The 26,036-nt window shown below is 38.3% G+C and carries 23 protein-coding genes; 10 read left to right on the top strand and 13 right to left on the bottom strand.

Translation table 11 applies throughout. The annotated features are described in order from the left end of the window. Nucleotides 1–41 precede the first annotated feature (41 nt). The 4 genes from ORQ98_RS08615 to ORQ98_RS08600 form a co-directional block, all read right to left on the bottom strand. The gene (locus tag ORQ98_RS08615) at nt 42–950 is read right to left on the bottom strand and encodes an HvfC/BufC N-terminal domain-containing protein (protein ID WP_274688393.1); all 909 of its coding nucleotides are present in this window, start codon (nt 948–950) and stop codon (nt 42–44) included. Next, the gene (bufB, locus tag ORQ98_RS08610) at nt 925–1,872 is read right to left on the bottom strand and encodes an MNIO family bufferin maturase (protein ID WP_274688392.1); all 948 of its coding nucleotides are present in this window, start codon (nt 1,870–1,872) and stop codon (nt 925–927) included. Before bufB ends, ORQ98_RS08615 begins: the two co-directional genes overlap by 26 nt. Beyond that, nucleotides 1,869–4,139, bottom strand: coding sequence for a ferritin-like domain-containing protein (locus tag ORQ98_RS08605; RefSeq protein WP_274688391.1), 2,271 nt, complete (start codon nt 4,137–4,139; stop codon nt 1,869–1,871). The genes bufB and ORQ98_RS08605 overlap by 4 nt, the downstream gene beginning before the upstream one ends. 116 nt (nt 4,140–4,255) lie before the next feature. Beyond that, nucleotides 4,256–4,519, bottom strand: a complete 264-nt coding sequence (locus ORQ98_RS08600) for a hypothetical protein (protein WP_274688390.1) — start codon at nt 4,517–4,519, stop codon at nt 4,256–4,258. Nucleotides 4,520–5,206: 687 nt separating this feature from the next. Between ORQ98_RS08600 and ORQ98_RS08595 the strand changes: the two genes are divergently transcribed. After that, complete coding sequence (locus ORQ98_RS08595) at nt 5,207–5,683, top strand: hypothetical protein (RefSeq protein WP_274688389.1); 477 nt, start codon at nt 5,207–5,209, stop codon at nt 5,681–5,683. 137 nt (nt 5,684–5,820) lie between these two features. Here ORQ98_RS08595 and thiH read toward each other — a convergent pair whose 3' ends face one another. Genes thiH through thiC form a run of 4 tightly spaced genes read right to left on the bottom strand, consistent with a single transcriptional unit; the run spans nt 5,821 to nt 9,850 of the window. Next, the gene (thiH, locus tag ORQ98_RS08590; protein ID WP_274688388.1) at nt 5,821–6,939 is read right to left on the bottom strand and encodes a 2-iminoacetate synthase ThiH; all 1,119 of its coding nucleotides are present in this window, start codon (nt 6,937–6,939) and stop codon (nt 5,821–5,823) included. Continuing rightward, entirely contained in the window at nt 6,936–7,706 is a 771-nt protein-coding gene (locus tag ORQ98_RS08585) for a thiazole synthase (protein WP_274688387.1), read from the bottom strand. Before ORQ98_RS08585 ends, thiH begins: the two co-directional genes overlap by 4 nt. 3 nt (nt 7,707–7,709) lie before the next feature. Continuing rightward, the gene (gene thiS, locus ORQ98_RS08580; protein ID WP_274688386.1) at nt 7,710–7,916 is read right to left on the bottom strand and encodes a sulfur carrier protein ThiS; all 207 of its coding nucleotides are present in this window, start codon (nt 7,914–7,916) and stop codon (nt 7,710–7,712) included. A gap of 2 nt (nt 7,917–7,918) precedes the next feature. Continuing rightward, the gene (thiC, locus tag ORQ98_RS08575) at nt 7,919–9,850 is read right to left on the bottom strand and encodes a phosphomethylpyrimidine synthase ThiC (RefSeq protein WP_274688385.1); all 1,932 of its coding nucleotides are present in this window, start codon (nt 9,848–9,850) and stop codon (nt 7,919–7,921) included. A 554-nt stretch (nt 9,851–10,404) separates the two neighbouring features. Here thiC and ORQ98_RS08570 point away from each other — a divergent pair. The 9 genes from ORQ98_RS08570 to ORQ98_RS08530 all read left to right on the top strand — a co-directional run bounded on the left by ORQ98_RS08570 (nt 10,405) and on the right by ORQ98_RS08530 (nt 21,496). Further along, nucleotides 10,405–12,177, top strand: a complete 1,773-nt coding sequence (locus ORQ98_RS08570) for a hypothetical protein (protein ID WP_274688384.1) — start codon at nt 10,405–10,407, stop codon at nt 12,175–12,177. Continuing rightward, nucleotides 12,177–12,725, top strand: a complete 549-nt coding sequence (locus ORQ98_RS08565) for a hypothetical protein (protein ID WP_274688383.1) — start codon at nt 12,177–12,179, stop codon at nt 12,723–12,725. Before ORQ98_RS08570 ends, ORQ98_RS08565 begins: the two co-directional genes overlap by 1 nt. Beyond that, complete coding sequence (locus ORQ98_RS08560; protein WP_274688382.1) at nt 12,718–12,924, top strand: hypothetical protein; 207 nt, start codon at nt 12,718–12,720, stop codon at nt 12,922–12,924. Before ORQ98_RS08565 ends, ORQ98_RS08560 begins: the two co-directional genes overlap by 8 nt. Next, nucleotides 12,921–13,106 (top strand): hypothetical protein, encoded by a 186-nt coding sequence (locus tag ORQ98_RS08555; RefSeq protein WP_274688381.1) that lies wholly within the window; start codon nt 12,921–12,923, stop codon nt 13,104–13,106. Before ORQ98_RS08560 ends, ORQ98_RS08555 begins: the two co-directional genes overlap by 4 nt. 270 nt (nt 13,107–13,376) lie before the next feature. Then, the gene (locus tag ORQ98_RS08550; protein ID WP_274688380.1) at nt 13,377–13,907 is read left to right on the top strand and encodes a contact-dependent growth inhibition system immunity protein; all 531 of its coding nucleotides are present in this window, start codon (nt 13,377–13,379) and stop codon (nt 13,905–13,907) included. A 235-nt stretch (nt 13,908–14,142) separates the two neighbouring features. Then, the gene (locus tag ORQ98_RS08545; protein WP_274688379.1) at nt 14,143–14,931 is read left to right on the top strand and encodes a substrate-binding periplasmic protein; all 789 of its coding nucleotides are present in this window, start codon (nt 14,143–14,145) and stop codon (nt 14,929–14,931) included. 572 nt (nt 14,932–15,503) lie between these two features. Continuing rightward, on the top strand, nt 15,504–17,093 hold the full coding sequence (locus ORQ98_RS08540; protein WP_274688378.1) for an amidohydrolase family protein: 1,590 nt from the start codon (nt 15,504–15,506) through the stop codon (nt 17,091–17,093). A gap of 51 nt (nt 17,094–17,144) precedes the next feature. Next, the gene (locus ORQ98_RS08535) at nt 17,145–18,392 is read left to right on the top strand and encodes an MFS transporter (RefSeq protein ID WP_274688377.1); all 1,248 of its coding nucleotides are present in this window, start codon (nt 17,145–17,147) and stop codon (nt 18,390–18,392) included. A gap of 374 nt (nt 18,393–18,766) precedes the next feature. Continuing rightward, nucleotides 18,767–21,496 carry a phosphatidylinositol-specific phospholipase C domain-containing protein gene (locus ORQ98_RS08530; protein ID WP_274688376.1) on the top strand — a complete coding sequence of 910 codons (2,730 nt, stop codon included), beginning with the start codon at nt 18,767–18,769 and terminating at the stop codon, nt 21,494–21,496. 15 nt (nt 21,497–21,511) lie between these two features. Here the strand turns inward: ORQ98_RS08530 and ORQ98_RS08525 are convergent, their stop codons facing one another. From ORQ98_RS08525 to ORQ98_RS08505, 5 genes are all read right to left on the bottom strand, one after another. Continuing rightward, on the bottom strand, nt 21,512–22,396 hold the full coding sequence (locus ORQ98_RS08525) for a hypothetical protein (protein ID WP_274688375.1): 885 nt from the start codon (nt 22,394–22,396) through the stop codon (nt 21,512–21,514). Between the two features lie 103 nt (nt 22,397–22,499). Then, entirely contained in the window at nt 22,500–22,904 is a 405-nt protein-coding gene (locus ORQ98_RS08520) for a hypothetical protein (RefSeq protein ID WP_274688374.1), read from the bottom strand. A 183-nt stretch (nt 22,905–23,087) separates the two neighbouring features. Beyond that, nucleotides 23,088–23,864 (bottom strand): hypothetical protein, encoded by a 777-nt coding sequence (locus ORQ98_RS08515; protein WP_274688373.1) that lies wholly within the window; start codon nt 23,862–23,864, stop codon nt 23,088–23,090. A gap of 157 nt (nt 23,865–24,021) precedes the next feature. Then, nucleotides 24,022–24,903, bottom strand: coding sequence for a Hint domain-containing protein (locus ORQ98_RS08510; RefSeq protein ID WP_274688372.1), 882 nt, complete (start codon nt 24,901–24,903; stop codon nt 24,022–24,024). Nucleotides 24,904–24,956: 53 nt separating this feature from the next. After that, a complete protein-coding gene (locus ORQ98_RS08505) occupies nt 24,957–25,781 on the bottom strand; it encodes a hypothetical protein (protein WP_274688371.1) in 825 nt (274 codons plus the stop codon). Nucleotides 25,782–26,036 lie beyond the last annotated feature (255 nt).

The following is a 26,036-nucleotide window of genomic DNA, read 5'->3' as shown; positions in this document are numbered from 1 at the left end:
GAAGAATATGCCCTTCGGTGCAAATACGCTATCTTTCAGATTCATGATAAGTGCAATATCCCCCTTAGCAAAGTTTGCGGTAACCAGAGATAGATATCAGTTAATAATGACTGATAGGTTATACCACACCTGCTAGCTGTCGCTTTAACAACTTGATTAATAGATGTTTTATTCTTACAGGCTAATAAAAACTCATATTGCCAGTTTGTGATTGATTCTATTTTAACTCGGTAGTTGCTTCGATAAACAATTAGATAGTCTAGTTTTGGTTCAGGTGGGTTAGCTGCCTGTTGGGAGTCCAGTTTTTGCAGATATTCAACCAGTGGAAATGAATAGCACCCCAGTCGAGCTGTTTTAGATAAAGCCACAGATGAGTTGTCAATGACAGGCAATATTTCAAGATCAAAGTAGGTATTTGTGTCATTTTCATGACCAACACACCGTATCACTTCTACACGCTGTCGTTCCAGCTTAGCCAACTCAATCGGCAGTAATAACTGTTTTTCAAGTTCAGGGGAAATATTATCCCCACAAGGTCGAGTACGCGCTAAAAAGTCAGGAAAACCTTTACCCAGCTCAAACAATGTGAAAGATTTAGAAGGTGTTTCCGTAATATAAGCGCAAGCAAAGGTGTCAAACAGTGATTGACCTAGCATTCTACATAATGCAGAGTAGTCAGCTCGTAAACACTCTAGCAATCTAGCTACATAGCCATTTGCATAAATAGCTAAACGATGCTTGCTGTCTAAATGGCCTGCCACAACCACTTGCTCAGCGGTTAAATCATACTGTTGTTCTGCCGCTTGTAGTCCATAGTAAAGTCCCCTGTTATAGGTTGTTACTGCTTGAAACCATTGCTGGTGTTTATCAAGACTTATCTTGAGTGAATTATCTTTATCCCATAATGCTTGTTGATTACCAGGTTCACTGGTTAGTTTTAATTGACTCACCTGCGCTACCTAACTGAAAGTTAACCGGATTTGAAATCATCTGTTGTGTTGATTCAAAAACAGCTGTGTTGGGTATTTGTCCATTAATCACTCGCTTTGCTTTAAATACCTCCTCTATTAATTGAGGGTAATCGGGTATATTAGCATCCCACTCTAATAAGGTAGAAACACCTCCTGTCAGATGATGCACACGCTGATAAAGAAGCCAAACCTCTCTAGGAACAGGCTGATCATGAGTATCAATTAAACAGTCACCATTTTTTGTTGGGCCTGCTAAATGTACTTGAACAATGTTTTCATGCGGTAAATTTTCAATATAAACCCCTGGATCAAACCCATGATTATAGGCAGACACAAAGACATTATTGACATCCAACAACAAGCCACAGGCTGTCAATTCCGTTAGCTCACTAAGAAATTCCCACTCTGTTAATGTAGACTGCGTAAACTGTACATAAGTACTTGGGTTTTCCAAAATAAGGGGGCGCTCCAGAAAATCTTGCACTTGCTTAACACGCTCTGCGACATACAGCAATGACTCTTCAGTTAACGGCATAGGCAACAGGTCATGGGTATTAATGCCTGCAATGCCTGTCCAGCATAAATGATCAGAAACCCATTGGACCTGTATTTCATCAGCCAGTTGTTTTAATTTATTCAGGTAGTCCCTATCTAAAGGGTCACTACTACCAATCGATAGCGAAACCCCATGCATAACAATTGGCACTTTCTCTCTAAGCAAATTTAACACATAACGATCATAGCCATAATTATCGATAAAGTTTTCACTGATAATTTCAAGCCAGTCGACCTGCGGCTCATTTTGCATCAGATAGGGAAAGTGCTGATTTCTAAGCCCGACGCCTAAGCCTAAATTAGTCAGGCCCAGGCGTCGTTGACAGGATTGTTTTTCGCTTATCATGTGGAAGGAGGAAATGCTAAGCGTAAATCACTCACCGCTGGTGGTGAGCTTGGTGGTGTTTTACCACTCGCTTCAAGTGACTTACAATATGCTTTCCAGGCAATTTGATATACAGACTCCCCCTCTTCAAATTTTATAGGCTCTTTTAATGCTGTAAACTCACAATCAGGCCCAGTAAATTTATTTACTTGCATTTCACCACTATGAGGATACAGCTGTGCAGCAGACATTGGCACCGCACAACCACCAAAACCATTACAAAAATTATTGCCCGGCGCCGTATAAAGCGAGGAATCAGTGCCTGTATTTCCACTGCTAGAACAATTTCCCCCGCCACTCACACTGTGTACAAAACCACAACCGCCCTGTCCTTTACACTGGTTAGAGCCCTTACAACTATGATAAACGGCTTTAGAAGCACAATCTTGTGTAGCATCTCCAGTATAACTTAGCCCTTGGCATGCATGATACATTTTACCTGGCTCAACCTTTTCAATCCCCAGTGACAAATCAGGGGCTTTGCCAAATATAGCCCAGCAAATAGAGACTCGGTCACCTGAACCAAACATTGATGGCGAAGGAAATTCCGTATTTGGACTTTGCCAGTATTGATTTAATACACTGGTAATACCATAGATAGTACCTACAGCCGTTTGACTGAATAGCCGGTAATTTGATTCCTGTTCTTCTAACTTGAGTTTATTTAAAGCACAAGCAATATCATTTGGATCAGGTAAAGAATCTTGGTATTTATTACAATCATAATATTCAGTTTTTAAATCATCTGCCGTCCAGTGATTCTCTGGATCAGCATGCCACCTTTTCCAAGTCATAATTTGACCAAGCTTACTTTTAACCTCGATAAATCGTTCATAATGGTCATCCATGCCATTATCAGCACGAGCAGCTGCGATATTACTATGATTGTACTCTAACTGACCTTTAGCTGAATAGCTGGGATAATCTTTTTCCAAGGCTAATTTATCAGGGCGATACTTGACCTTAACACTTCTTAGGTGTTGTATTTTTAATAAGTGATCTTCCAAGGGTATGGTCTTTAAGGCTAAGACTAAGTCTCGGTCTGACTTATTCTGTTCTTTTTCTAAATGACTGGAAATTAAAGTGCGAATATTTTGTAAATCCAGCAGATTGGTATCTTCTCCTTCTACTTTAGGTAGTTTGGCATTAGGTTCATTATTAATAAAAGCCAATATTTCTTTCAATTTTTGCTTTAAATGATCATTAGTCAGTGCTCTACTAATAAGCCGCTCAACGATATTTTTTGCAGTAGCAGTAAGAAAGTCTAAAGTAGGGGCAACCGTACTGCCTTCACCCTGATCAGTAATCGCATTAATCATGGTAAAGACTTTTTTCTTAGCCACTTCTGCAGTATGTTTTGCACTACCCTTAATTTTATTCTTAACAGTTGCATCAAATTTAGGGTACTCCTCATATGGGTGTCCACTATCCACTGCATTAAACTGATCACGTTGCATAGAAACTGGCTGATAAAGGGCTTCCCAAAGAGTTGTATTATCGCTATACCTAATTTCAAGGTATTGGGTTAAACACTTATACATATAACCAATGGAACCAAACAATGGTAGGTTACTCTCATTGTAATCTTCTTGCCAGCCTTTAAAGGGGACTGAAGGAAAATACTTATCACGACATAATTCGTATTTAATCTGGCAGTTTTTAAAGTGTTTATCTGTACCCAATTCTTCTTCAGCAATATCAGAGGGCTCTTCTATTGCCAGAAATAGGTCTAACTGATTCTCATCCACTGGCCCTAACTTCACTTTTACATGACTATAGTGTTTGGTATCACGCAGATCCAAAATGTGAGGAATGGTCGTTTTATCATCACCATAGCAAATCCAACCTGCATTTTCATCCTGTAGTTCTCTACTGGTAAATGTGGGTGCAACACCTACACTGCTGGCTATATTTGCAGCTAACTGTAAATGCAGCATTTCATCGATAAAAACACTATAAATAGTATTAAATGCTTTTTCATTTTCAGTTGCTGGTTTTGCGGCTGGCGCTGAACCCGGCCATTGGCGACCTAAATAAAGCTGGTTATTAGAATTAATTTCATGCATCCCTTTGATAGAGTAAAGAGTTGTCATGTACAGAGGAATAGTAAAAAGTTCTACGTTAACAGCAGCTTGAACCAGTGCTTTTACCGCAGACATATCTGTACTGATATATTTAGGATCACGATTTTTAAGCGCGGTTATATTTTTACTTTTTTCTGTTTCCATACCAGGCTATCCTTTTTTATTTATACTATTTATATATTAATTAGCCAATACTTGCATATTGACTCATATTTCCAGTGACAACAACTAATTATACTGCTACCGTTTACTTGTATTAGCTATGGCAATTTGAGCATATCTTTCATCGCTTGCACTGATGGTTCATAACAGACCTGGCTATCTTTCTGCCACGCCTCATTAGCTAACTTAACAAGGTTACTAAGCCATTTTCCGATATGCTTACTATCACGAGGCAAATAGCCTGCGACTATACCAAATTTGTTTTTATAGTGTAAATCAAAAGCGTCAATTGATAGTTTGTCACTGTCTTCAACACGAGTGACTTTATTAGTAATGCCATCTTGAATAAACTCTTTATTCATCTTTATAATACCTCCTTGCTATAGATATTAATTGATCACTACACTTTTTTTACTATTTTATTTTTCATGCCATATTTTTAAAATTTCTTCAAACCAGCCGCAACTTAGCACCCTAAAATTAGTTGGTTATTGCATTAAGTTCAAACGACTGCTATTAGGCTTTTTTAGCCTTTATTTTCAAAGCATACCCAATTTCAGTAGCGCCTTATTTTTCTAATGCCAAGCACTTAATGCTGGATACGACTGAATCCAAAAGACTAAAAAGACGCCGTCAGGGAATCGTTAAGTGCTTGAACAAACTTTATCACATGGAGAATAGAAATAATCAGGTCGCAATTGAAATACAAGAGCAATATACGACACCATCGCCTGCAGGTATCGTGTTGATTGTTCGTTGAGCCTGTAAATCCATCTAGCCTTCTGAGCCTAACTCATCGTGCTAGTCAAGCATTAAATAACTCTAAATCGAGTAAATAAAATCTCATTCCAGATGAATTTTTTATGTAACTAATACTTTAGTAGAATTAGCCAATGACCCACTTCACAGTTCTACGCTAAAACATAAACAGAAGTTCTTCATATAGCTTTGACATATATAAATACTGTGATATAAAGCCATCGCTTATTTATAGCCTACACTAGCAGTATATTTTTTTAAGTATTTAAGACTAAAGGAGCATAGACAAAATGAAAAAATCAATAATCAGTGCAGCTATTATAGCTTCTTCGTTAAATGCAATACCATCGACTTCTCATGCATTAGAAGTGATTTGTAATTATGAAGGCATACCCCAAGGCTATGTCGTTACTGAGGTTCGCTATTCTAGTGCTTGCCGCAGAAGAGGATCTAGCTCTAGAACGCCAAATACTTTCGTCATAGAACACCCAAAGAATGGAATGAAAATATGCGATAACCAAAATATACCCCTTGGTTTTGTATTTACTGAGCGTCTTTATTCAAGTGCTTGTAGAAGAGGCAATTTTAGTGGAAACACTAAAAATACATTTGTAATAAAATATCCTAAAAGTGGAATGATAATTTGTGCCGATCAAAATGTACCTCAAGGTTATGTAGTAACAGAACGACGTCGCTCAAATGCTTGTAGAACAGGTATTGGTTCTGGCTCTTCTAAAAATGCAATGGTAATAAAGCGTACTAATTAATGATAAATTATATCCCTGTTATAGTTAGCAGGGATATAAGGGTATTATTAATAATAGGCTGATAATGCTATATTTTATTCTTTACGGTGTTTATAAAGGCTAAATTAATCACTATTCTTACAGAGCAGGGGAAGGCTTTATAAACCACTCAAACTTCTATCCCAATCTTTCCATACCACTTCAAAGCCTTTTTGTTTAATGACATTTGCCATGACAGCTGGGCTTCTTTCATCAGATATTTCAAACTGTTCCAAAGCCTGCTGACTTTCTTCTGCATAACCACCGGGTTGGGTGCTGGAGCCTGCACTTAAACTGGTTATCCCTAAAGGTAATACATTATTTCGAAAATGAGCGGATTCTCGGGTTGAGAGTGATAGTTCAACATCTGGGTTAAATAGCCGATAAGCACAAATTAATTGGACCAATTGGCGATCGGTCATAATTGACTTGGGTTGAAACTCGCCAGCACAGGGACGCAACCGAGGAAATGAAATCGAATATTTAGTTTTCCAATAAGTACGTTGTAAATAATCTAAATGAACAGCCACATGATAGCAGTCAGTACGCCAATCCTCTAAGCCAATTAGGGCACCAATTCCTATTTTATGAATCCCTGCTGCCCCTAACCGGTCGGTGGTATGGATACGATAATGAAAATCTTGCTTTTTACCTTTTAAATGATGTTTTGCATAAGTGATGGGGTTATAGGTTTCTTGATAAACCAAAACCGCATCAACCCCCAACTCGATCAGCTCTTCATATTCATGCTGATCTAATGGCTGCACTTCCATAGAAATATGGGAAAACGCTTGCTTTAACAGGGGCAGCACTTGACGGAAATAAGCCATACCTACTCGATGTTCAGACTCTCCCGTCACAATAAGGACATGATCAAACCCCATCCGTTTTATAGCTGCAATTTCAGCGCTTAGCTGTTCACTACTTAATGTGGTACGACGGATTTTATTATGAATGGAAAAACCACAATAGCTGCATATATTTGCACACAAATTAGACAGATACAGTGGTATATACATTTGCATTGTATGACCAAACCGCTGGCGGGTTAACTGCATACTCCGTTGTGCTAGTCGTTCCAAAAACGGTTCAGCCGCTGGTGAAATAAGCGCTTGAAAATCATCAAGTGATAATCGCTGGCGGGATAGCGCCCGTTCGACATCTGCCGTGGTTTTACTCATGATAGAAAGTCGGCTTTCATCCCAGTTTATTTGTTGCAACCGTTCGTTAAAACTCATACGGCATCCTCTAAAAATGCCGTTAATGGGCTTGAAGCAACCGCTTGTGATTGCTCGCTAGCTAACCCTGATTCAAACGCCATACGCCCTGCTTCCACTGCTAAAGCAAAAGCACGACTCATGACGACTGGATCAGCAGCCACAGCCATCGCCGTATTCACTAATACGGCATCTGCTCCCATTTCCATAGCCGCAGCTGCATGACTGGGTGCGCCTAAACCGGCATCCACAATAACCGGCACTTTTGACTGCTCGATAATAATCGCCAGGAATTCCTGGGTTTTTAACCCTTTATTAGAACCTATCGGTGAGCCCAATGGCATCACTGCAGCCGTGCCGACTTCTTCCAAGCGTTTACATAATACTGGGTCAGCATGAATATACGGCAACACCACAAAACCTTCTTTTACTAATATTTCAGTTGCTTTTAAGGTTTCAATCGGGTCCGGCAATAAATAGCGCGGGTCTGGGTGAATTTCCAATTTTATCCAGTTGGTTTCCAACGCTTCCCTTGCTAATTTCGCAGCAAATACCGCTTCTTTTGCCGTGCGTGCTCCTGATGTATTAGGTAATAAATTCATTCCATTCGCAATTAATGGCTGTAAGATATCATCAGCTTGGTTATCTAAATCAACCCGCTTTAAAGCCATCGTCACTAACTCAGAACCAGACGCCTGTAACGCCGCGACCATGGTGGTTTTATCATTAAATTTGCCAGTCCCGGTAAATAACCGAGACTGAAATGTTTTATCTGCAATGGTTAACATGATTTACCCACCAGCGATTGCTTTAAACAGCACTACTTGATCATTTGCCTTCAATTGATGTTGCTGCCATTGACTACGGCTAATAATGTTGTCATTAATTGCCACGGCAACCCCTTTTGCAGACTGGTCAAGTAATGTTAATAGTTCTACAACCGTACAAGGGCCATCTAACTGATGAGGATTATCATTAACCGTAATGCTTAACTCCATGATTACTCTTTCCCTACCGGTAGCTGATAAATTTCAGCACCACTGGCTTTAAATTCAGCCGACTTCTGTCGCATACCTGCTTCTGCATCCAGGGTGATAGTTTCATCTACCAATTGGATTTTAATGCCTTTGCGCTCTTGTTCTGCAGCATAATCACGGACATCCTGAGAGATTTTCATTGAACAGAATTTTGGCCCACACATTGAGCAAAAATGGGCTACTTTGCCAGATTCTTGTGGTAACGTTTCATCATGGAAGGCTTTTGCAGTATCAGGATCTAGCGCTAAATTAAACTGATCTTCCCAACGGAACTCAAAACGGGCTTTCGACATGGCATTATCACGGATTTGTGCGCCTGGATGGCCTTTAGCTAAATCCGCTGCATGGGCGGCAATTTTATAGGTCACCATACCCGTTTTGACGTCTTCTTTATTAGGCAGCCCCAAATGCTCTTTTGGGGTGACATAACACAACATCGCACAACCATACCAACCAATTAACGCAGCACCTACGCCAGAAGTAATATGATCATAGCCTGGTGCAATATCCGTCACTAACGGGCCTAATGTATAAAAAGGTGCTTCATGGCAGTGTTCCAGTTGCAAGTCCATATTTTCTTTAATCATGTGCATGGGGATATGCCCTGGCCCTTCAATAATTACTTGCACATCATGCTGCCAGGCTACTTGGGTTAATTCACCTAAGGTTTTTAATTCGGCAAACTGAGCTTCATCATTGGCATCTGCCACCGAGCCTGGACGCAACCCGTCGCCTAACGACAGAGATACATCATATGCCTTACATATTTCACAGATTTCTTCAAAATGCGTGTAAGCAAAGTTTTCTTGATGGTGAGATAAACACCACTTTGCCATGATCGAGCCACCACGAGAAACAATGCCTGTTACTCGTTTAGCCGTCATTGGTACATAACGCAGCAAAACACCAGCATGAATAGTAAAATAATCCACCCCCTGCTCTGCTTGTTCAATTAACGTATCGCGAAAAACCTCCCAAGTAAGATCCTCTGCTACCCCTTTTACTTTTTCCAACGCTTGATAAATAGGTACTGTACCAATAGGCACAGGGGAGTTCCGTAAAATCCACTCTCGGGTTTCGTGAATATTACGGCCCGTGGATAAATCCATCACGGTATCTGCACCCCATCGGGTTGCCCAAACCAGTTTTTCCACTTCTTCTTCAATGGATGATGTAACCGCCGAATTACCAATATTAGCATTGACCTTCACTAAGAAATTGCGGCCAATAATCATTGGCTCCGCTTCTGGGTGGTTAATATTGGCAGGTATAATGGCGCGCCCTTCAGCCACTTCTTTACGAACAAATTCAGGGGTAATGTTTTCTGGCAAATTTGCACCAAAATGTTGGCCAGGGTGTTGTTGCTTCAACATTTCACTATGCACCCGCTCTCGCCCCATATTTTCACGAATAGCAATATATTCCATTTCAGGGGTAATCATGCCCTGACGGGCATAATGCATTTGAGTGACATTAGCACCGGGTTTGGCCCGAAGCGGTTTGGGCAAGTGTTCAAAACGTAAATGATCCAGCCCCTCATCGGCTAAACGCTGCTGAGCATAACGGGAGGTAACACTGTTCAGCTCATCCGTATCATTGCGCGCCGCTATCCAGTTTTTTCGTAAAGCAGACAACCCTTTGTGCACATCAATTGTTACTGTCGGGTCTGTATAAGGACCAGAAGTGTCGTACACTGGCACAGGTTGGTTTGGTTCATACTGCGGATTCGTTTTAGTGCCCCCCACTAAGGTGTCGGTCAGATTAATCTGACGCATGGCTACCTGAATATCGTCTTGGCTACCCCTAATGTAGATTTTTTCCGAGTTTGGAAATGGCAGGCTGCTCAGGTTTTCAATAAAATCCTGGGCTTTTTGCTGGTTTTCTCTTCTAGACATAAGCACTCACACGGTAATTAATTATAAATTTGTGATTGCTTGTCGTGAGTAGACAGATGGAGAGTAACGAAAGGGGCTGCTTGAATGCGTCACCAAACACTAACTGTTGTAATACGACACTTCAAGGTTACTCTTGTTTCCCTTCGCTGGTACTAACCAGATCAGGTTCCACGGATCCCGCAACTGCAGTCTCAGCCAGAGAGATGAAAACATTCACCTCTACTGAGGCTGTCGCAAAAGGTTATGAGCATAGCAAAGACAAGGCAAAAATCGGCGAAAAAGCAGAGTTTATACTTTATAAATGAGCATTTTGAGCCGATTTTTAACGACGTATTTGCAAGCGCAGTAGTTTTGCGACAGCCTCTACTGGCACTCCGACAAGATGGGGTAAAGTATAGGCAATTTGTTGATCAATGATCAAGGGGCAATAGAAAACACCGCTTATCACCAGTCGAGTTATTTTAGATGAAACCTACGAGTGGTGATCACAAAACCTAAGGTCGTTAGTGAAAGGTATATACTATGCTATAAACAAGAGTTAAGTTGTAACGCTTGTGAGTTATATGTTTATTCGCGTTAAAATCAGAGACACCGTATATGAAATTCATGAGGGTACTTTTGCCTCAAGCCCTGAGCTTACCCCCAAAATGTTTCTCAACCGTGCAGAAATCAGATCTTTTTACCGAAGCTGCCTGAATCAAAACAACGGCATAGAAAATCAGCTTGAATACTTATTAAAAACCCACAATCACCTGGAAGAAGCCTTTATTGAAGCCGTTGATCAATGGCAAATAACCGTCAGTACACGTAATGAAATGCCATTATACCCCTTCGTGCAACCCGCTAAATCCGTTATTCCACCAGTCGGTCATTTACAACCCATTAGTAGTCAAGACAAGATGGAGCAGCCAGCATCAGAACAACCCACGTCTAAATCACTCAAAGATGCAGCCCAAAAAATTGCACCAGGGTTAGCGGCAGGAGCTTTGGTTGGTACCAGTCAGACCCAGAAAACAGCAGAAAATTGGGTTGAATTAGAATTAGTTGATCAGGACAACCAACCAATTCCCAATGAAGAGTTTATCGTTATTGATGCTTTTACAAGAAATACCGTTACCCAAGGGACATTAGAAGCAAATGGTACAGCATACGTTGCTTTACCTAAAAATACGGCTCATGTAGAAGTTATGTATCCTGATGTAGAGGATGTTTTGCCTGATGATTATTTTATACAACCAGGTGAGTCTAACCAGGATTATGCTAGCCGGATTTGGAAAATTTTCACTAAGCATCGGTTAGATAAAAACTTTACAGAATCTCAGCGAATCATAAGTGCAGTGAAACAAGAAGCTGGATTAAGTGACCCACTTGATTTCAATAATCCAACTCAAGCCGATGCTGATTATCTTGCCCAAATACAGAATTTAAAGCCTGGAGCTTGGCAACACCCTGCGATGGAAAAAACCGGGGAAGAAGTATCCAGTCCTCCAGTTAACCCCACTTTATTTATGGGGCCTGGCTATCAAGAGTACTATTGTCGAAACCCAAAAGATCATGGGCTCGCATTTAAAACCAGAGAACGATTACAAGAGGCTTATGTATTAAACGAAACCCACCTTAAAATGGAAAGGGAGTTAGGCCAAACCATCCGCCATGCAAGAGCCCATGCTGACCCTTGGAATGTGCTAAGAGATAATCCAGATGTTATTGTTGATGCTATTGGCATGTCTGCTGTTGGAAGAGGTATAGGTGGTAGTTCAATACCAGTAAAACCTAAAGGAACTGCAACAGCACCTCGAAGAAGACAAACTGGTCGGAATATTTCACAGCCTAAGTCGCCTGTTAGGGATAGGGGAAAGAGCAAGTCAACTATTAAGACAAAAACTAATAAGCACAAAGATTTTAGTTTTGATCAACAATTTGGTAATTTACGCCAACCATATGGAGGGTTAAAAGATTTTGAGCATAGTAAAGGAAAAATAATTTCTAATCCTGAGTTACAAATAATTAAACCAGGTGATAAAGCTGCTCCTCTTGTAAAAGGCAAAAGATATATTTGGGCAATAGATAAAAATGGGAATTTAAGGATTGGAGTTGAACATGAAGTATCACCAGGGAAAAGACTTGGACATCCATCACTAGTAGGTAAAGATGGAGCTAGAGCAGGAGGTGAAATAAAATTGAATAGCGAAACTAAAGAGTGGAGAATTAATGATCGTTCAGGAAGATATAGCCGTGGCCGAACAAAGGAAGAAAAAGCAAATATACTAGAGAATACTCAGAAACTATTTAAGTATGCGGGACTTAATGTAGGAGTAAAAAAATAATGAATACTTCACTTTTAAGTTTTTTTAAGGAAGAAATTTTTGGTCTGGATGATGATGAAATTGAAACTTTTCTTGATAAATTTCAAGTGGACTCTATCTGTGATAGCACTAATAAAAACCTAGAAGCTTTAGCACTGCTTGATAAAAGCTATTCCTATGATGATGCATGGCGGCTTGGCAGGATTTTAGGTGCATATGAAAAAGCCAGTATTGATCAATATATAGTCGCCAAAATTATAACAACAGACTTAGCCATGAAAGAGGTATATTTCAATTTTTTAGCTGGTTATTGGGATGAAGCAGAAGCTAACTTAAACTCTGCAAAGTCATTAGTAGAATTTGTAGCTGGCGTATTACCTTCTGATGAGTGGCCATTAGAACTAGCGACATTATCGATAGAACCCATCGCTGTTGTTTATGGAAATCACAAATCCAGCTTAATGAGAGACTCTAAGTTTATGGACTCATTTAGTGTCATAACTAATTATATTACTACTCATAACATTGAATCTCCAGCAGTTGAGCTATTAAGGAAAATAAGTGAATAAAGAGGATAAGGATATTTTAAAAAAAGCGGAGTATCTAATGGATATTAGTAACCACATCTATATCTGGGTAACTCATACAACAACATCAAATAATGGTATTTTGTTAAATGGACTAGCATTTAATGGAGGATATGGTTTCGGTGTGGATGCAGTACGAGAATATTCTGGTGCCTTAGACCTGCTTTTAGGTGATATATGATTTTATCTAAGCCGTTTGATAAAGGCGATTTAGTTGATTTTGATGAAACTATAGGCTCGGCTAGTCTTGACGTAAATTTGTCAGGAAAACCAAAAGGAAACTTCCATTTTTTGGATCAAAAATGTTTAGCTATATATTGTGAAGAGCACACCCTGATTTTACAAATTGGTAATGATAAATGAGAGTTGTCTTCCAGTGATGTCGAATTGAGATATTCTCATAATCTGGCTAAAAGAACCACATGCTTTGAAGTCAAATCTCAAAAGAAATCAGTCTTGATAGAGTACAAAGCTTGGTGGGCAGACATTCCGGGCTTCGAACCGGTTGAACCTGAAATGGATGAGGACGAAGACTTCTTAGGGTACGTTTTTGCAGTTTGGAAAAATAAGCCATTACAAGGGAGTTTGGTTAGCCGTTGGGCCTGATCCTCTATATACAAGGAGGCTATGAACATGGCTGAGAAAATATCAAAGGCTATGCTTGAAAAGCATCCTCAACTTGAACAAATATTTGCAGCTATCGAAGAGTATCGGGTTTCAGGAAATTCAACTATTTTATGCCCAAAATGTAATGGCAATGTGCAAGTTATCGCAGATAGGGATGTAGGTATACTAGAAACAATATGTGGTTGTGATTACTGCAAATACAGAATGAGCTGGAACCCCAGAGTTATGATAAATACTAATGACTTCCCTTATGTTCGGTCATTTTTATCTGCATATTTTCATCAAGATTGGTTGGATGAATACACATCACTAGATGAAGCAATAGAGGAGTATTGCTCTTGTGGCAATATAGAAGATAGAAAGCTAGCACTTTGTGAGCTAAAAAGCTTAACTAGGTTGGCAGAAGCTGGTGAATTTAATGAAGCAGATTTATTATCTTTCAGTTGCTACTTCCAACCTTCAGTTAACAACATCACATTAAGTGACTGGCTTGAATATGTAAGTACATTTATAGCCAACAAACTAAACACCAGATAATATATAGCTAACTTGTAGCGGCTTAAAATATAGTTTCACAGGTACCATCAAAAAATGGGGCACTATACGATCAGGTTTGACCCAGTGGAACCCTAATGTTTTTTTCACTCACATGCTACATCTTTGTAGAGAAGATACCCTTCTTCTATTCAAATAACAATCAAACAGCCATCTTAAGCTATTATTAAATTAATGGATTTAAGCACTATATTGATATCCTATAATGGTTTAGTTGATGCTTTATCATAAAATTACAGTATTACTACTATTTAGTTTGTTCTCTTGTCCTCTGATTGCTAAATGTAAGCACCCCCTAACTTTTGGATGGGATTCTTACAAGCCATTTCAATATATGAATAATGGTAAGCTGAGTGGAATTGATATTGAAATTATCGATGCAATTGCCAAAGAGATGAAGTGTCAGGTTACCTATATTGAAATACCTTGGAAAAGGTTAGTCGAAGATATTAAAAAAGGGACCATTATGCTTACAGGTAGTGCTACGTTAACGAAAGAAAGGGAAGCGTTTGCCTATTTCACTAGGCCTTATCTTATCTCTGATACAGTCATTTTCATCAACAAGTCATCTCAAGGTATATATAAGTTAAAAACATTGAAAGACATACTTAACTACCCAAAATTCACCATAGGCGTTATTCGAGGGTATGAATATGGAGAAGAGTATAAGAAACTAACTCATAATACAGAGTTTAACAAAAGAATTATAGGATTAGGTGACGAAATTCAAAACTTTAAAATGCTTGCATCTAAACGAATAACAGCAACACTTGTTGATGAGCTTGTCGGAGCCACAAAGTTAAGAGAGTTAAATCTTTTAGATTCAATAGTAATTTACCCTCTATCAGTTAATGCCAACTTTGGACAAAATCACTTTATGATTAGTAAAAAAGCTGTTTCTACACATACTTTTGAACAGTTTAGTAACAGCCTGAAAGAAATTGAGAATAAGGGGATTTTAAAGAAAATAATCGATCAATATCGATTGCAATTTCATTCAAAATAAGCAACCTGCCTTACACTTCACAAGCCATCTTATGCAAGAGCCCATCAGGTTGCACAAAGGCTATAAACAATTACTAGAGTAGTCCTTAAATATGGGTTGGTTACTTTGGGTGAAGCAGATGATGGCATTTTATTTTGGGGACTAATATCTGGCAAATACACTCCTTACTAAATTTTTATTGTTCATCTAGCCTTCTAATATAAAAAGATGTTTCATACAAAATTTCTTCAACTGGCGAAATAATATCTTTTCGATGAAATTGCGGTCTACCTGGCTCTGCATGAGTATAAGTACAAAGTGCCTCGGCTAAACCATGGAATTCAGGATACTGAAGATAGATTTTTTTATAACTTGGTTATAGTATTTGATATGACTTAACAATAGCTCAGTGAGCAACTAACCAACAAGCATCTCTTTGCATGCGATTATTCTACTTGCAGTCTTTTTCCAACAACCAACCACCACTGAGTCTTATCTAGCAACTTGTGCACTTTCTACAACTCCTGTAGACTCCCCAAACGCAATTAAGAATTATTATCATTTATTAACCACTGCTCCGTTTGAGGTAACTTATGCGCTGTAATTGCTTTGGGTATTTTGCTAACAATGCCGCTCATAGCCAAAGGCAGCTCAGCAAATTACCCTTTACCTTTACGAATATTGATATACACCTTTCGATGGGTTTGATGAACAGTTCGACAACTGTTCACCATCCTATCCAAGCTACCGGTTTAACAAAAAAGCCTGACGATAGCCTATCAACTCAGGCCAATCGTTGCCTGATACGCGGTGGATTTCTTTATACGGCAGATCCAACTAATAAAGTCATATCCAATAGCTGGGTATTGATTGAAGGTGACAAGATTCGTGCAGTTAGTGACGGCCATATGCCAGAGCCAGATAGCGATACTGTCATTAACGCTAACGGAAAAATGCTGTTACCAGGATTTATTAATCCACACTGGCATGAAAGTTTTGTTGCGCCCATAGAAGAATGCCCAGATGACTCTCATTTAATACCAACCCCTTTTTCCCGTGGTGGCAATATAGAAGCATTAGGTACTTTATTTGGTTTTATTTCCACAGTGGGCAACCAGCTTACGCAAGAAGAAGGTCTGGCGATTGCCCGCTGGAGTTTATGGACTCAATTACGCTCAGGTACAACCACCCTTGGTGATACAGGCTCAGCAAACCGAACCGATGCCATGGCAATGGCAGCCATCGAGTTGGGAATGCGAATGCGTGTTAGTCGCTGGGGCTCAGACATTGTCATTAAAAATGGGCGTAAAGATTTTCAATATACAACAGATACTCAAGCCCAAATTAATGACTGGGAAGCATTAATGTCCACCTGGAACAATCATCCGTCAGGTTTAATTGGTGGTATGCCTTCAGTATTAACCGCTTTTAGCAGTTCAGATAAACAGTTAATTGCCATGGGGGATATTGCCAGTCGATATCAAGCACCCTATGCTACCCATTTAGCTCCTCTTAAAAATGAGGCTGACATATTAAAAGGCGTATTTGGGAACTCAGCTATTGGCCGGTTTGATGCTTTGGGTTTATTAACTCCGCAACTGTTGGCTATTCATACGGCTTATGCTACCGAGCACGAATTTAATCGGCTAATTGAAACAGGCGTGCATATCTGTCACTCCCCTGCTCACTATGGCATGCTTGGTGAGGCAACGGTGAGTGAAACAGGCCTTATTGGAAGATTTATTAAAGAAGGGGTACCCGTCAGTAGCAGTAGTGATGGTGACACCACTTATATTGGTGGTATGCCAGAAGCCATGCGCGCAGCCCATCTAGGGCACAATGAAGCACATAATGACAATACTACTTGCCCTCCTACCACGGCGCTATTGACTGGCACGCGTTATGGTGCAATGGCATTAGGTTGGGCTGATCGCCTGGGCAGTATCGAAGTGGGCAAACAAGCAGACCTGGTGTTAGTCGATATTGACGATTGGCGTTATCAAAAAGGTAATCACCCATTACGTACTTTTTTAGTAGCAGGCAGCAGTAAAGATGTAGCAACTGTAATCGTAGCAGGTCAAGTGGTGGTCAAGGATGGTCAGTGTGTTAATTTAAATGAACAAACCATGCTGCAAGATTATCATAAAGCTATTAAATCAGCCCAAGCTCGAATAAAAAAATAGCATTGAAGACTTGTTAGACAACTTTACGCATGCACCACTATGGAATAATTTATGTCTTCTGCCACTAACAACAATCGCTTAAGAAATATTACCCTCTTACTCACCAGTACAATGACTGTTATGTCTGGCGCAACCATTGCACCAGCACTGCCCGACATGCAAACGCATTTTCAACACCTAGAAAATGCCGATTTTTTAGTTAAATTGATACTAACCATTCCTGCTATTTTTATTGCTATTTTTGCCCCTTTAGTGGGATGGCTATTAGATCATTGGAAGAAAAAACCAGTCATTATACTATCTGTTATTTTATATGGAGTTGCAGGCACATCTAGCTATATTTTCACCGACTCACTCTATGCAATATTAGTAGGACGTGCTTTATTAGGTATTGCAGTTGCTGGTATCATGACCAGCTGCACAACTCTAGCCAGCGACTATTTTGCAGCAACACAACTGAATAAATTTATGGGTTTACAAGCTGCATTCGGTGGTTATGGCGGTGTGTTATTTTTATTACTAGGGGGGGTTTTAGCCGATGTCAATTGGACTACACCTTTTTTAATTTATCTAACCGCATTTTGTATATTACCCGCTATTATTATTTATTTATATGAGCCTAGTACCACAGGCAATTCAAGCCCACCAAACGTTTCAAACCAGCCTTCTCAAGATAACACTATGCCTACTGCAAATAGGTTTATTATACTGTGTTTCTTTCTAGCAGTGGCTGAAGTACTTGTGTTATATATGGTGCCTACCCATTTTCCATTTTATCTTGCAGCTATTGAGCCTGTATCAAACACACAAACAGGTATCGCCATTGCAACCATGTTACTCACGATGTCAACTGTTTCAATAGGCTATCAAAAAGCCAAACATTATTTTTCTTTTACCCAATTACATGGACTTGGGTTATTACTGCTTGGTGGTGGCTTTTTACTATTAAGCAACATGAATAGTTATACAGAAGCTTATTACGGTTTAATTATCAGTGGTATCGGGTTAGGATTAGTACGTCCTAATTTAATGGTTTGGTTAATGTCATCAATACCACCTCACTCTAAAGGTAAAATTATTGGCGGTATTAGCAGCTGTTTTTTTATCGGCCAGTTTTTATCACCACTACTCACCGAGCCATTGGTTAAAGCCGTGGATTTTGCCCAAGCCTTTCAAGTCATAGGCCTGGTTATCATCACATTAGCCCTGTTGTTTGTGAGTTATAGTGGTATACAATATGTTACTCATTCAAAGTCAAAAGATAACAAACTAGACAACAGTCGTCTTGCAGAAAAGTAAGGAATACTACCCACTGTTTGAAAAGAGTGCATCTCTAAAAGCAGGGAAGTATGGAGTGATAGGGTGTTCTGGAACGGTGGCCATTCCCTAAAGTGTTTTGGTTGGATATCATTACACTGCAAAAGCATTATAAATTATCTATGTATAGGACAACAGAGTGTTTTGTCCTGTACATAGTTGAATGCCTTATCATTAGCTTAACAAGTAATAATACAATTGATGTATTAAATCGCTTGGAAATTCCTATTCATAAAGCTAAAGTCTAATAGATAGAATCCCTCATTTCTGTTCTAAAGAGGGGCAACCACTAAAACCGGTTATTTTTTATTCAAAAAATAACCGGTTTGGACCCTATAAATCAATCAGGATATGTTGTGTTAGACTCATCTTATACTCAATCAACAAGTAGGAAGCCTGATATTGGCAAAGAACATCAAACTCCGCAGTCCTTAATTAGGACTAGGCGCAGTGTATCGGAAGATACCACTGGTACTACTAAGTCTCTATCATCACTGACAATACAAGACTTACTAAGTTTACAAGAAGACCAATCTTTAACAGTAACTGTTGAGACTACACAAACAAATAGAAATGAAAAAAGCAATACTTTTACACGAAAAAAACGTATACCACAAACACAAAATTCCACGCTAAAAGGGGATTTGAAGGCAGAAAATACTTCTATTATTGCTGCACGAATTTGTGGGGTAAGAGCAGTTTCCGGTAATGATATTGCAAACATGGAAGATGAACTAGTATTAGACATAGCTAACCAAATACATCATGACGCTCACAAGACTGATGCCACAGAAGAACAAAAAAACGATTCTAAAAAGCTATTGTATGAAGAAGCTAAATATTGGTCAGCCGCACAAGGTGTAAATGAACAAGTCTTCATATCTAGGAAAGAAGAAGGAATACAGCACTACTTAAAATTATGGGAATTGGCCTTAAACCCTCCAAAGCCACTAGACTTTAGAAGTCGGGATGACTTAGCTAAGGCTGAGTTTAAAAAAGTTACTGGCTTTGATTATGAACCTGCTCCAGAGATTCATCAGTCTTATGGGATAGGGCCCGCCGTCGGCGTTAATAGTAGGCAGCAACAACTATCGAAGAAAGATCTGTTGGAAGGAATAAAAGGCAAATCATTACTTAAACAAAAATACTATAGTCAGTTTACGACGTATATAGAAAATAATTTAGATAAACTGGCTAATGCAAAGATATTGGATATTATATCTCAATTAGGAGTTAAATGGACTGAGCTTAATAAAAAATATAAGAAAATCTTCCATATATCTGGCTTTTATCGTCATACAGGTAACCTTGTTGGAAGTTTATATATTTTTGAGGGGGAAAATGGAGTATGGGGAGTGATAAAGCCTAGAGGTGAAATAAAAATATTTAGAACTAGGGTTTTTCCAATATACACTCCGCAAGGGAAGAGAGTCATTAATCAAATAATCCAGTTTAGAAATCCTGGCCATATAAAAATAAAAAGAATTACAACTCAAAAATTGGACGCCATTTTAAAAGCAAATACTTTTAAACATTATCTAGAAACAATTAATTCATGGAAAGAAAGTAACTACAATGAATCGGGGTTAATAACCTTTTTGAAAAATATTATTCCCTTTTATGATGTGATTGATCGGAAAATTCACGACCCGGGTTATGAGTTTAAATTTTCCGATATTGCATTAGATTTAGCTGACTTAGGTATCACCTTAATGACGATTGGCTTAGGGGTGATAGGAAAGACAGGGGTTACTGCAGCAAAACTAGCATTTAAAGCTGGCTCCGGACTAAGTAAAATAGCACGTGTATCAAAAGCAATTAAAGCAACATTGAAGACAATGAAAACAGGACAATCGCTAAAGCTTTTGGGTAAAGAACTTGTTGATTTTGTGGTGCCTGTTTTTTCCGCGGGAGACATTGCAAGTATGGCAGGAAGAGGAGGAAGATCGCTTGCCTTAAAGGTTAGCAAAAAGTTTAAGTCATATGATGATGTTGCAGAAGTAGCGACAAGCAGTGTACTAAGACGATGTAGGCGTGGTGTAGGTGATTGCATTTCTACTTCTTCCATACGGACAGGAACAGTTGCACGCATTAGTAACCCGAATAAAAACCTACCTGATAACACTAAACTCTCAGAAATAACTATGTTGGGTAGTCATGATGCAGGCACTTACCGATTTGGCAGACAGAGATCATTGGCAGGAACACCTTCTATGGGAGAACTTGCTCCTGGCGCATATAAGACCCAAGGTTTAAATTTAGTCAAACAAGCGAAAGCTGGATCTCAGTACTTTGATCTCAGAATTGCTAAAAACTCGGCAGGACGATGGGCTTTTTTTCATGGGCCTTCGAAGACGAGATCAAACATGGTTTTAGATGATGTAAAAAAATTGTTTTCATATGCACGCCAGGATACCAAAAACATCTATTTTTTTAAGTTTGTTTTTAAAAGAGCTGATGAACCGAATGAATTTTTAAAGCTTGTGGCAGAGAATACAAATAACTTGATTAGAAGAAACGGTGACAAGTTGCTAGGTAAAATGACGATAAAAGAGACCATTAAAAATAACCAAAACATAGGTATTCTAATTAAAGGACATAAAAGTAGTGAGTTTCAGAATTGTTCATTTGACTATGATAGCAATGTGTATACTGGATGGGCTAATAAAACTTCAGGAACGAAAACAGCTAATTTTATTAAAGAAAAGTTTTCAAAGATACCAGATAGTGAAGCAGGTAAGTTAAATATAATGCAAACAAATATTCCAGTTAAGATACTCGTTCCACCAAAAGCAGTAAGAACGCTGACTTATGAAAACCGTGATGTAATTGCAAAAGCAATCAAAGAATTAGATAAACCTGGTATAATCTCAGCTGATTATATAGACTCTTCAATGGATACACTTCAAGTCATTATTAAGGATAAGAATCAAAGCCTGTTACATGATAGTGGTAGTGTTATAGAACCAGCACAAGTCGATACCATAATTCAATCGGCAGCGTCATCTAATGATCTAGACTCATCTATAGGAACAGCAAATATAGGTCGGAGTGATTCAAACATATCTGCGTCTATCATTGCCTAGTATGTAGGCTGGTGCTTAGCTATCCCACCCCTTCTTATCCAAATCTTTTCTAAGAATTTCTTCAGCTAATGCTACCAGCTCCTCTTTATTAGCGGTTGATGACTTCAACTCATATACAGCCTTACCAGAAGAAAAGTATAAACTGTAGTATACCAAACCATCTTCCGATTGATTCTTTAGATAAGAGGCTGGGTATTCTTTGTTCAGGTAAACATTATCATAACCCTCTGTGATAAAAGCAGTTCCCCCCTGCCCTAGGTTACCTTGATCCACACTGATTAAATGGTCTGCCTTTTTATAAACCTGAATCAATGAGTTCCAAGCCGCTTCAGTATAAGCATCTTCATGGGGTGAAATGACACCAATGTACTCATATCCAAGTGCTTCTATATCCCTGCTAATATCTATATGTTGAAAACTTAGCTGACCCGTAGGTACTTCATCAGTAGAAATATAGCTTTCAGCATCATAAAACAGTTCAGCACTTCGACTACTCACTTTAGCAAAGCCATTCAGCGCTATCTCTTCAAGATCCTGTTTTACGCTACGCTTTTCTTCTGCTGGCAACTCTTCCAACAGTATTACGTCTTTGCCTGTAAATTGAGTAAACTTTTCAATTGCAGATGACTGATACCCAAGCTCTGATACAAAGTCTGCCATAGGATCTTCCACTATTTTCGCACCCTCGGGAAGAATTACTGCTGGTTTGTCAACAACGGGGCTGTTTGGTTTGACTTGTTCAATAGCCTGAAAATCATTCACTTTACTCTGCTTCGCCATAGTTTCAACTACAGTATTTTTCATGACTATAGGCTGGTTCAGTGGTTTTTCATCAATAGATAACAACTGAATAACAGCAAAAATGGCTAATAAGATGGGGATAAAGATCAGCTTATTCATATTCATTTGTTTATATTTATACTTTTTTCTCATACTTTTTATTCAACAACTGCAGTGGATGCAGCCAAACGGCTGCTCCCATCATTATACCTGCAAGAGTATACTACCAGTTTGAAACACCCCAGGTAAGTAGATTACAGTTAGTAACCACATTACTGCTGCGCGTTTCTAGGTAACGATTTTCTCGTTTCCATTTATGCAAACCTTGGACACCTTTTACTCCATTATAAGAGTTATAGCTCCCAGGGTCAGCTACAAAACCGGCATAGGCACGCCAGGTCTTTTTTAACCCACCTGATGTATAAGTTAACCACTCATTATTAGGCAATTTATGATAAGATTTTGCACTGGTTACTTCACTACCAAACCAAGTCACTGTAATTGATTCTTTAGCAAAAGCACCCGAACAATCACGGGACACATAACCCGGTTTGTTAACTGCCGCAAAAGTCAGTGTGCTAACAGAAATCAATGTAAGTAGAGAAAAAGACAATATCTTTTTTTTCATCAATATTTCCTTATTTATCAATGTCAGATCTAAAATCCCCCCAACAAAAAATCATTTTTATAATATAAAAAATTTTAGGTACCACTTGCTTTATAAAATATGATTTTATAACACATAGTAAAGTAGAATATTTTACAAATCCACTATAAATAAACCTCACAGCATTATACTTTAGTATATTCACTATGAGTTACTAATTGCTCTTAATCTATTTGCCAACCTTGCTGCATTATCTTTAAGTTGCTCAGCTTTTAGCTTGGCCAAGTCATCTATATAACTGACTAATTTCTGGTGTTTTTTCCCTAGGTTATAGCTTTCCTTATAAAGATTCCAACGCTCAGGCTGAAACACTGCTAGTGCAAGACCTAGCTCAACCTTATCACCAACTAAAGATTTTTTTAAATCTGTTGATAGGGTATCCTGGTAGGTCCTATTATTAAGCACCTCAACAGCGAGATCTGATGCCAGCTCTTGTTGTGAAGAATTATACTTACCAACAAGAATAGTTGTTAAATATAGCACTGCATCTAAACGCTCTCGCTCATAGACTAAGTCAAGCTCGTTATTTTTTAAAGGCCGAAGTAGGATGTCTCGACTAGTATTTAATAGTGTATAGTCATTTATTAATAATTGCAGTTTCACCTTTTCTTCTTGACTGACCAATGGTTTATCCATCAATTCAACAAACGGCTGAAAGTAGACTGATGGTTTTCTCCATGGTTTGACTTTTTTTACAGAAAAATCTTCTCCATCCTCAGCTATTTGCTTAACTGCAAGCTCATTTTTCTTTTCTTCCAAAAACTCTCTTTTTTTAAACTGACCTTCTTTAATTTCAGTTATAAATTCATTAGTCGGTGTAGGTGCTATTGGTGCCTCTGACTGATTAGATAACCAGCCATTAACAACCACCACACTCCCCCCCAATACAGCCAACATTATAAAAGCTGGTGTTTTTTTCATAACAACCTCCCACCCACATCAAAACGAATAGCTTTCATAAAATCATTCAGACAAGCATAGATTACCCGAACAAAACAGCCAACAAAAGCCATTCGCAAGTGCTATAAATCAATAATTTTTATTTAAAATTTATAGAAGATAAAAATTTATTATTATATTAAAGCAGTTCTTCTGGTAAGTTATCACGCAACACTAAGCGATTGACATGGTAAACCCCTGTATTTTGGTAATACATTGAACCACTTAAAAACCCCTGGGCTATAACAATTTGTCCATTAAGACTTACGCCATCTTCACTGCTAGAGTCAGGTCTAACATTATATACTTTACCAAAAAAATTAGTATTTTTAATGGAGACAACTGGATCATAACTACCATTTTGAGAGATCAGTGAATCTCCAATTTTTAAATCTTCAGCATTTCTCATATGACCAGAAGAGACTAAAAGAGGATGATTAGGAGTTACTTTAAGCTGCCCTCCACTTTGAGTTTTTATTACCAAAATTTCATGTAACACATCTCTAACAGACTCACTATATGCATCAACTGGACGCACTGTATACTGTAAATTATTTAAACTAGCTGAGTCATCAAGCGTTACAATTTTTTTCACTTGACGGCTAAATGCATCATATATAGTCAACTCACCTTCAGAAAATAATAATTTCTGGTCAGGTGTATAACAGGATGCTAAACAAGTTAATATTTTCGTATACTTATCACCAGCTCCTCTACCGCATTTTGCAGATCCGGCTGTAGGTGCTTTAAACCAGTTATCAAAATTATTAGGCTGATAAAAACTAGGGTAAAAAGGACGTCCTCGTCGCTTTCCAAAATCATCATTAATATTAAAATCCCAAGTTCTATGGCTAATATATTTACACTTTTTCGCCCAGTCATTTCGACCAAATGCTGCACTTGAATTTAAGCTGTCATCTTCACAGCGTTTTTCAAAACGGATAGGGTCTGTGGCAAAAACAGACGAAGAAATCCCAATCAACGCAACTGGCAAAAATATTTTTAATAAAGATACTTTCATTTAATTCTCCACAAGAAAATTATTTTTCACTTTTCAATCATTTTTTATATTTTTTATTCAAATTCTGAGCAACTATAGTAGCCTATCAATTCTCCATTATTACTACTAAATAGTGGTACTTGATTCATTTCTCGTAAATACTCATATTCATAGCCTGTAATTTTTCCCTTACTCAAAGACTGAAGTCGAAATACTTCACACCCTTCATTACCATCTTCAGAGACAGGTTTCGATGGAATGGTATAACTACAAGACACATCAATGTAATCTGCTTCACCATTTAGATCAAAATATGCTTCATAGCGTGGATTTTCAATTTTATAGCGTAGGTTTTTCTTACCTGGTCTAAAGCGATTAGGAATACTTGTAAGAGGATTAAGATTCGTACCAACTACTTCAGCTTTTTCTACATTACCGATACCGTACCCTAACTCGACAGTCATTAATAAAGAGTTTTCTGTTTCTTTTGCATAGCATGCTAGTTTTTCTGGACGAATATCCTTAATACATTGAGACCATGCATTCACAACACTATCATTACTGTGTTGAATTAATATATGAGAAGACTTACTTCCTTCATAGTCGTAGTCAGTTCCAGAGCAATGTTCTTTTTTCCACTGTTTTGCTGACTGACCACCACCACCTAAACTAAAAATATCAATAACATTGAGTTCTAACCCTCCACCTCCACCACTTGAACTAGACTCATGGCTACATAACCATTTTTTTAAAGCTATTTTTGCCTCATAATTTGAAGTTGACTGATAGGTTTGCAAAGTACCATTAACTAATATTTGATTACAATACTCATAGTAATCAGCCGCTGAAGCCACAAATGGCAGAGAAGCTAGTGCAACAGTTATACATTTTAAATTCATAACAAAAGCCTTTTGTTAGACAGTATTATTTATCAATAAAGCAGTTGAGTATTGCAAATAGAAAATCAACTGGTATTCAGTAAATCAAGTTTTACCAATTTTCTATTTTTAAACCACTTCAAGGGAACTTTATTAAAAATTAATAACATATTACAAGCGACATACACCAAAAATAGACTAAAGTTTAAGAAATATTTCAAACTAAAAGCATGATCTAAGACTTAAGAATTACTACTTCAAATAAAGTTTTAGATA

The sequence above is a fragment of the Spartinivicinus poritis genome (genome assembly GCF_028858535.1).
Taxonomy (GTDB): Bacteria; Pseudomonadota; Gammaproteobacteria; order Pseudomonadales; family Zooshikellaceae; genus Spartinivicinus; species Spartinivicinus poritis.
This window is presented reverse-complemented; position numbering and strand designations above follow the sequence as displayed.

Bases quoted from the DNA above. Each gene is read 5' to 3' on its own strand.
- bufB (WP_274688392.1), bottom strand. From the start codon at position 1,872: ATGATAAGCGAAAAACAATCCTGTCAACGACGCCTGGGCCTGACTAAT.
- ORQ98_RS08605 (WP_274688391.1), bottom strand. From the start codon at position 4,139: ATGGAAACAGAAAAAAGTAAAAATATAACCGCGCTTAAAAATCGTGAT.
- ORQ98_RS08600 (WP_274688390.1), bottom strand. From the start codon at position 4,519: ATGAATAAAGAGTTTATTCAAGATGGCATTACTAATAAAGTCACTCGT.
- ORQ98_RS08595 (WP_274688389.1), top strand. From the start codon at position 5,207: ATGAAAAAATCAATAATCAGTGCAGCTATTATAGCTTCTTCGTTAAAT.
- thiH (WP_274688388.1), bottom strand. From the start codon at position 6,939: ATGAGTTTTAACGAACGGTTGCAACAAATAAACTGGGATGAAAGCCGA.
- ORQ98_RS08585 (WP_274688387.1), bottom strand. From the start codon at position 7,706: ATGTTAACCATTGCAGATAAAACATTTCAGTCTCGGTTATTTACCGGG.
- thiS (WP_274688386.1), bottom strand. From the start codon at position 7,916: ATGGAGTTAAGCATTACGGTTAATGATAATCCTCATCAGTTAGATGGC.
- thiC (WP_274688385.1), bottom strand. From the start codon at position 9,850: ATGTCTAGAAGAGAAAACCAGCAAAAAGCCCAGGATTTTATTGAAAAC.
- ORQ98_RS08565 (WP_274688383.1), top strand. From the start codon at position 12,177: ATGAATACTTCACTTTTAAGTTTTTTTAAGGAAGAAATTTTTGGTCTG.
- ORQ98_RS08555 (WP_274688381.1), top strand. From the start codon at position 12,921: ATGATTTTATCTAAGCCGTTTGATAAAGGCGATTTAGTTGATTTTGAT.
- ORQ98_RS08550 (WP_274688380.1), top strand. From the start codon at position 13,377: ATGGCTGAGAAAATATCAAAGGCTATGCTTGAAAAGCATCCTCAACTT.
- ORQ98_RS08545 (WP_274688379.1), top strand. From the start codon at position 14,143: ATGCTTTATCATAAAATTACAGTATTACTACTATTTAGTTTGTTCTCT.
- ORQ98_RS08540 (WP_274688378.1), top strand. From the start codon at position 15,504: ATGCGCTGTAATTGCTTTGGGTATTTTGCTAACAATGCCGCTCATAGC.
- ORQ98_RS08535 (WP_274688377.1), top strand. From the start codon at position 17,145: ATGTCTTCTGCCACTAACAACAATCGCTTAAGAAATATTACCCTCTTA.
- ORQ98_RS08525 (WP_274688375.1), bottom strand. From the start codon at position 22,396: ATGAATAAGCTGATCTTTATCCCCATCTTATTAGCCATTTTTGCTGTT.
- ORQ98_RS08520 (WP_274688374.1), bottom strand. From the start codon at position 22,904: ATGAAAAAAAAGATATTGTCTTTTTCTCTACTTACATTGATTTCTGTT.
- ORQ98_RS08515 (WP_274688373.1), bottom strand. From the start codon at position 23,864: ATGAAAAAAACACCAGCTTTTATAATGTTGGCTGTATTGGGGGGGAGT.
- ORQ98_RS08510 (WP_274688372.1), bottom strand. From the start codon at position 24,903: ATGAAAGTATCTTTATTAAAAATATTTTTGCCAGTTGCGTTGATTGGG.
- ORQ98_RS08505 (WP_274688371.1), bottom strand. From the start codon at position 25,781: ATGAATTTAAAATGTATAACTGTTGCACTAGCTTCTCTGCCATTTGTG.